Raw genomic sequence first — 1,576 nt, 5'->3', positions numbered from 1 at the left:
GGGCCGGGCCTGCTTCCAGGAAGCTGCAATAGCGCTTGAGCATGCCGAGCGCCTCATTGTCGGCGCCGACGGTCAACGCCAGCCGATCCTCTATATGAGCGAAGGCATTTTCCAGCACGGCACGGGGAAGCACCACATTGGCCCAGACATTGCTGTCGCCGCCGGTCATCTGCAACGCTTCCGAAGCCGAGACCAGGGCGGCCTCGCCTTTGCCGACGTGATAATCGCGGCCGATCTGCGTGCCGCTGAGCACCGTATCGCCATTGTTGACCAGCAACAGATAGCCGTCGCGACCGTCGGCGGCGATATTGCCCGCCTTGCGGCTGGCATGACGTATCGTCCCGGCCATCTGCCCAAGCACCAGCGACCCGACAGCGGTGGCTTCGATCGCGGCTTCGAACGACAGTCTTTCCGAAATCGTGTATTCGACCGACCATATCTCGGCGACATGGACGTCCTGCCAGAGCGCGAAGCGTGCGCGATGATCCAGATGCGGCGGCAGATCCGCCGATGAGAAGACGTTCTTTTGCAAGGGACGACCGGCCTTTTCTACAATCGCGTCTTCACTTCGACACGCACCGTATTGGACCAGATCACGGTCTGTCCAGAGCCGGAAATACTTGTGCGCCAGGCGACAATTTCAGTGCCGTCCTGAACAAGGATTGGCCTGATTTCGCGGATCTGGCTGGCTGAATTTCGGATTACTCGAAAATACCCAGTGCCGACGAATCGTTCCCCTACTCCGGCGATGGAACCGGCGGCCGTGATGTCAGCGCCGTGCCGAAGGCGGCGACAACAACGGCAGCGATCCCGGCCAGTTGCGTCGCGGTCAGGCTTTCATGCAGGAACAGGAAGCCGGCCAGTGCACCAAGCCCAGGCTCCAGGCAGGTCAGCGTGCCGTAGATGCGCGCCGGCATGCGGGTCAGCGCCACCATCTCCAGGAAGAACGGCAATGCGCTGGAAAACAGGCCGACGAGTAGCGCGCTGACCAGGATCGACGGGGCCAGCAGCGCGGATCCCGCCTGGGCGACACCGAAGGGCAGCACCAGCACGGCGGCGATGGCCATGCCGTAGGCGGTGGTGCGGGTGCCAAGCTCCGCGCCGGCCTTCTGGGCCAGCACGATGTAGAGCGCCCAGAAGCCGCCGGCCGCCAGCGCCAGCATCACCCCGATCGGATCAAGCGGCGCGAGGGAACGAACGAAGGGCGACAACAGCAGGATGCCGGCCACCGCCAGCGCGATCCAGGCAAAGTCGCTGGCGCGTCGCGAAGTCAAGGTCGCCACCAGAAGCGGGCCGGTAAACTCCAGCGCCACCGCGATGCCGAGCGGAATCCTGGCCAGCGCTGCGTAGAACAGGAGGTTGAGGGCGGCGAGCGTCACTCCATAAGCGACCAGCCACGGCATGGTGGCACGCGAGGGCCGCATCTGCCAGGGCCGCAGCACCGCGATCAGCATCAGCGCACCGATGACCAGCCTGAGCGTCGTCGTCCCTTGCGCGCCGATCTGCGGGAACAGGCCTTTGGCGAAGGTGGCGCCGATCTGGATCGACACCATGGCGCCCTTGCCTGTCGCAGCAC

Annotated in this window: 1 protein-coding gene and 1 pseudogene; both read right to left on the bottom strand. The window is 64.5% G+C overall.

Annotated elements, in window-relative coordinates; translation table 11 throughout:
- A pseudogene (locus EN925_RS35170) lies at window positions 1-532 on the bottom strand (AraC family transcriptional regulator); the annotation flags it as partial.
- Window positions 533-737: 205 nt separating this feature from the next.
- Window positions 738-1,553, bottom strand: a complete 816-nt coding sequence (locus tag EN925_RS35165; protein WP_245487412.1) for a DMT family transporter — start codon at window positions 1,551-1,553, stop codon at window positions 738-740.
- Window positions 1,554-1,576: the final 23 nt, after the last annotated feature.

This window comes from Mesorhizobium sp. M7A.F.Ca.US.006.04.2.1 (assembly GCF_004022915.1).
GTDB lineage: Bacteria > Pseudomonadota > Alphaproteobacteria > Rhizobiales > Rhizobiaceae > Mesorhizobium > Mesorhizobium ciceri.
Note: the sequence above shows the minus strand (reverse complement) of the source record. Positions and strands in the feature narration are given on the sequence as shown.

Excerpts from the sequence above, each read along its gene's own strand:
- EN925_RS35165 (WP_245487412.1), bottom strand. The coding sequence starts at position 1,553 with ATGGTGTCGATCCAGATCGGCGCCACCTTCGCCAAAGGCCTGTTCCCG.